The sequence below is a fragment of the Lentilactobacillus farraginis DSM 18382 = JCM 14108 genome, assembly GCF_000583655.1.
Classification (GTDB): Bacteria; Bacillota; Bacilli; order Lactobacillales; family Lactobacillaceae; genus Lentilactobacillus; species Lentilactobacillus farraginis.
This window is the reverse complement of record NZ_BAKI01000082.1, coordinates 1-2,954: the sequence shown is the minus strand read 5'-3', so window position 1 is coordinate 2,954 and position 2,954 is coordinate 1. Positions and strand designations below refer to the sequence as shown.

Genomic DNA, 2,954 nt, shown 5'->3' with positions numbered 1-2,954 from the left:
ACTTGGTTAAGTCCTCGACCGATTAGTATTGGTCCGCTCCATGCATCACTGCACTGCCACTGCCAACCTATCTACCTGATCTTCTCTCAGGGGTCTTACTTCCATATAGGAATGGGAAATCTCATCTTGAGGCGAGTTTCACACTTAGATGCTTTCAGCGTTTATCTCATCCATACATAGCTACCCAGCGATGCGCCTGGCGGCGCAACTGGTACACCAGCGGTATGTCCATCCCGGTCCTCTCGTACTAAGGACAGCTCCTCTCAAATTTCCTGCGCCCGCGACGGATAGGGACCGAACTGTCTCACGACGTTCTGAACCCAGCTCGCGTACCGCTTTAATGGGCGAACAGCCCAACCCTTGGGACCGACTACAGCCCCAGGATGCGATGAGCCGACATCGAGGTGCCAAACCTCCCCGTCGATGTGGACTCTTGGGGGAGATAAGCCTGTTATCCCCAGGGTAGCTTTTATCCGTTGAGCGATGGCCCTTCCATACGGAACCACCGGATCACTAAGCCCGACTTTCGTCCCTGCTCGACCTGTCTGTCTCGCAGTCAAGCTCCCTTCTGCCTTTACACTCGTCGAATGATTTCCAACCATTCTGAGGGAACCTTTGGGCGCCTCCGTTACTGTTTGGGAGGCGACCGCCCCAGTCAAACTGCCTACCTGACACTGTCTCCCGCCACGCTTAGTGGCGCGGGTTAGAGTGTTCACACAGCGAGGGTAGTATCCCACCAATGCCTCCACCGAAACTAGCGTTCCGGCTTCAACGGCTCCTACCTATCCTGTACAAGCTGTGTCAACACCCAATATCAAGCTACAGTAAAGCTCCATGGGGTCTTTCCGTCCTGTCGCGGGTAACCTGCTTCTTCACAGGTATCTCAATTTCACCGAGTCTCTCGTTGAGACAGTGCCAGATCGTTACGCCTTTCGTGCGGGTCGGAACTTACCCGACAAGGAATTTCGCTACCTTAGGACCGTTATAGTTACGGCCGCCGTTTACTGGGGCTTCATTTCTGGGCTTCGCCGAAGCTAACTCATCCACTTAACCTTCCAGCACCGGGCAGGCGTCAGCCCCTATACGTCATCTTACGATTTTGCAGAAACCTGTGTTTTTGATAAACAGTCGCCTGGGCCTTTTCACTGCGGCTGGCCTTGCGGCCAGCACCCCTTCTCCCGAAGTTACGGGGTCATTTTGCCGAGTTCCTTAACGAGAGTTCACTCGCTCACCTGAGGATACTCTCCTCGACTACCTGTGTCGGTTTGCGGTACGGGTAGTTAATGACTCACTAGAAGCTTTTCTCGGCAGTGTGACGTCGGTTGCTGCCCTACTTAAATTTCGGTCCTCATCACCACTTGTCAACCCGCCAAAAAGCATTTAACTCTTTGACTGACTTATGGCTTGAACATGCACTTCCAATCGCATGCACAACTTAGCCTCCTGCGTCCCTCCATCGCTCAAACATCATTAACTAGTACAGGAATCTCAACCTGTTATCCATCGCCTACGCCTTGCGGCCTCGGCTTAGGTCCCGACTAACCCTGGGAGGACGAGCCTTCCCCAGGAAACCTTAGTCATTCGGTGGATCAGATTCTCACTGATCTTTCGCTACTCATACCGGCATTCTCACTTCTAAGCGCTCCACCAGTCCTTACGGTCTGACTTCATCGCCCTTAGAACGCTCTCCTATCACCTGCACTTCGTGCAGGTCCGCAGTCTCGGTAATATGCTTAGCCCCGGTAAATTTTCGGCGCGGGATCACTCGACTAGTGAGCTATTACGCACTCTTTAAATGGTGGCTGCTTCTGAGCCAACATCCTAGTTGTCTATGCAACTCCACATCCTTTTCCACTTAGCATATATTTAGGGACCTTAACTGGCGGTCTGGGCTGTTCCCCTTTCGACGATGGATCTTATCACTCACCGTCTGACTCCCGGATAAAAATCAATGGTATTCGGAGTTTATCTGAACTTAGTAACCCATGACGGGCCCCTCGTCCAAACAGTGGCTCTACCTCCATGATTCTACGTCCGAGGCTAGCCCTAAAGCTATTTCGGAGAGAACCAGCTATCTCCAAGTTCGTTTGGAATTTCACCGCTACCCACACCTCATCCCAGCACTTTTCAACGTACACGGGTTCGGCCCTCCAGTGCGTTTTACCGCACCTTCAGCCTGGACATGGGTAGATCACCTGGTTTCGGGTCTACAGCGGCCTACTAAAACGCCCTCTTCAGACTCGCTTTCGCTGCGGCTCCGGTTTTGACACCTTAACCTCGCAGACCACCGTAACTCGCCGGTTCATTCTACAAGAGGCACGCTATCACCCATTAACGGGCTCTAACTGCTTGTAGGCACATGGTTTCAGGAACTGTTTCACTCCCCTTCCGGGGTGCTTTTCACCTTTCCCTCACGGTACTGGTTCACTATCGGTCACTAGGGAGTATTTAGCCTTGGGAGATGGTCCTCCCGGATTCCGACGACGTTTCACGTGTGTCGCCGTACTCAGGATCCTGAACTGAGGGTGGTCGCTTTCACCTACGGGGCTGTCACCCTGTCTCGCCAAGCTTCCCAGCTTGTTCGGTTAGCCACCACTTTGGTAACTCAAATGTTCAGTCCTACAACCCCAATGAGCAAGCTCATTGGTTTGGGCTGTTCCCCGTTCGCTCGCCGCTACTGAGGGAATCGAAATTTCTTTATCTTCCTGTGGGTACTGAGATGTTTCAGTTCCCCACGTCTACCTCTGACCAGCTATGAATTCACTGGCCAGTAACAGTCGATTAAAACTGCTGGGTTGCCCCATTCGGAAATCTCCGGATCAAAGCTTACGTACAGCTCCCCGAAGCATATCGGTGTTAGTCCCGTCCTTCATCGGCTCCTAGTGCCAAGGCATCCACCATGCGCCCTTGATAACTTAACCTAAGTATCCGTCGGATACTTGATTAATTGAGTA

At 52.4% G+C, this 2,954-nt stretch carries 1 rRNA gene; it reads right to left on the bottom strand.

Annotated elements, in window-relative coordinates:
• Positions 1–2: 2 nt before the first annotated feature.
• A 23S ribosomal RNA gene (locus JCM14108_RS13580) occupies positions 3–2,921 on the bottom strand.
• Positions 2,922–2,954 lie beyond the last annotated feature (33 nt).